General features: G+C 58.6%; 1 protein-coding gene and 1 pseudogene. Both read left to right on the forward strand.

All coding sequences use genetic code 11. The features are described from left to right. Positions 1-210: pseudogene (locus EO156_RS23830) on the forward strand (hypothetical protein); the annotation flags it as partial. Then, positions 207-2,565 (forward strand): wall-associated protein (locus tag EO156_RS24560; protein ID WP_241239512.1); only part of this gene is annotated, 2,359 nt, incomplete at its 3' end. The pseudogene EO156_RS23830 and the gene EO156_RS24560, both read left to right, overlap by 4 nt.

Here is a 2,565-nt window from a genome sequence, read left to right on the forward strand (position 1 = left end):
GGATTGCTGACCACGATCACGCAGTATCTGCCTGGCGCACAAACCCTGGTCACCAACCCGCGAGGTGCTCAGACGCGTACGGGTTACCAGGTGTTCGATCAACCGGTCTATGACGCACCTGTCTGGGTGCAGCTACCAGAGTCCAGCAGGACCAACATTACTCGTGACGTTTTCGGCAAGGCGATCAAGATCGAGCGGGGTGCTCAATGATATCGTGCATGGAAGCAGTGAATTCTGATCGTAGGGACACTCAAAGAATCGCCAATCGAAAGTCGCTCTTCTTCTCCCTCATTTCACTAGTGCTTGGTTTTCTCCTGCTGTCGGGATTTTTGGGTAGGGCCGAGGCTGCAAGGCAGTGCCCGGATGGATCGCCTGCAGGCCGGGGAAATGTATGTCCAGATGTTCCTGACAACGCTGCAGAATGGATCGGGTATAGCACGCCCGGTCAAATGGTCGTCGGGCAGACCTATGCAGTAAGCGCAACCTATAAGAACGTTGGCAATCAGGTGTGGGGTTCAAACCTCGGCTATAAACTGGGATACGCAGGAACTCCTAGTGTTGCGAGTCCCTGGGGGCTAGACCGAGTCCAGCTGCCTAGTGCTGTCTCGATCGACAGCAAAGTGACGTTTAACTTTAGCGTTACCGCTCCAACAACGCCCGGTCAGTATCAGTTCGTATGGCGGATGCTTCAGGACGGAAAAGCGTCGTTCGGTGGGTTCGGCTCCCAGACCGTGCAGGTCATTCCGTCGCTCATCAAAGGAAACATCGACAGCGTCACCTACGGTGCAATCTCTGGTTGGGCCTGTTCGACGTATTTGAACCGCTCGGTCGATGTGCACATGTATCTGGGGGGCTCCGCTGGCTCGGGAACCTTCGCGGGGGCCACTGCAGCCACATTGCCAAGTGATGCCGGTATCGCTAGCGCTTGTAGTGCTTCGGGCAGCAACTACCGATTCTCGTTCCCCATCGATGAGAACTTCATCATCCAGAACGGCGGTAAGGCCATTTATATCCATGGCCTGTCTCCGGTAGGTGCCTCAAACGACACCATTTCCGGGTCGGGCGCAGTGGCTGTGCCTGCATCGGTGATCAAAGGTCGGATCGAGGGTATCCAGGACAACAAGGCGATTGTCGGTTGGGCGTGTTCTGCAGGACTACGCCGATCGATTGACGTCCATATGTATGCTGGCGGGCCCGCCGGCAGCGGCACGATTGCGGCCATCGCTAGTGCGAACCTTGCCAGCGAACCGGGCGTTGCCAGCGCTTGCTCATCGTCAGGAAGCAACTACCGCTTCTCAATTCCAGTGACCGAAGACCTGATTCGAAGCCAAGGCGGCAAGCCGTTCTATATCCATGGCATTTCTCCGGTCGGTCGGGACAACTCCCTCATTGATGGGTCGGGCGCACTCTCGATTCCTGCCATGCAGCGTAATGCTGCTTTCGTATCTCAGAACATGCCTGCGCAGCTCCCAACCGGACGTTCTGTCACCGGGTCAGTGCGGTTCACGAACACGGGAAATGTCACCTGGCGCCAGGGGCAGGGCTATCGGGCTGTGTTGGTTGGCGATACGCGAGGATGGTCGCCAGGCGAAGTGGGCCTGCCATCCGATGTTCCGCCTGGCGGCAGTGTGGACTTCAACTTCAGCCTCCGCGCTCCCCTTGGTGCGGGCGGCTACAACCTGCGTTGGCGAATGCGCGATGGTGCCGGTGATTTCGGGAATGAATCCAGCAACCAGGTCGTGCAGGTGGTGGCGCCGCCACCGGTGGAGCATGGCGTTGGCCTGGCGGCCCGTAGCTACGTCTACGATGCGAACCAGCAGCTGTGCAAAGTGATTGAGCCCGAGAGCGGGTCGACCGTCATGGCCTATGACGCGGCTGGCAATCTGGCTTGGTCGGCCAGTGGCCTTGATCTTCCCAGCACGACCAGCTGCGACCTGGAAGCCGCTGCTGCCAGTGGCCGCCAGGTGGTGCGCACCTACGACACTCGCAATCGCCTCAAGACCCTGCGGTTCCCTGACAAGAATGGCAATCAGGATTGGTCCTACACCCCGGACGGACTGCCTGCACAGGTCACGACCTGGAACGATGCCGGTAGCTCATCTGGCGTCAATGCTTACAACTACAACAAACGTCGGATGCTGACATCCGAATCGTCTGGTCAAACCGGCTGGTATACCTGGTCCATCGGCTACGGCTATGACGCGAACGGAGCACTTGCAAGTCAGGCCTATCCCACTGGGCTGTCAATCAACTATGCGCCCAATGCTCTTGGTCAGCCGACCGATGTGCGCGATCAATTTGGGAACGTCTACGCCTCCGGTATTGGCTACTACCCCAATGGAGCCGCGCGGCAGTTCACCTATGGCAATGGTGTGAGCCACTCGCTCGTGCTCAACGGGCGCCAGATGCCCCAGCAGGTGCGGGACAACAACGTCGCTTCGTTCGAGTATCAATACGACGCCAATGGAAACGTCGGCGCCATCATCGATCAGCAGCGGGGGACGGGCTACAACCGCTACATGGGGTATGACGGACTGGATCGCCTGATGGAGGCCGGCTCGGAGC

This window comes from Xanthomonas sp. DAR33341 (assembly GCF_003992815.1).
GTDB classification, from domain to species: domain Bacteria; phylum Pseudomonadota; class Gammaproteobacteria; order Xanthomonadales; family Xanthomonadaceae; genus Xanthomonas; species Xanthomonas cissicola.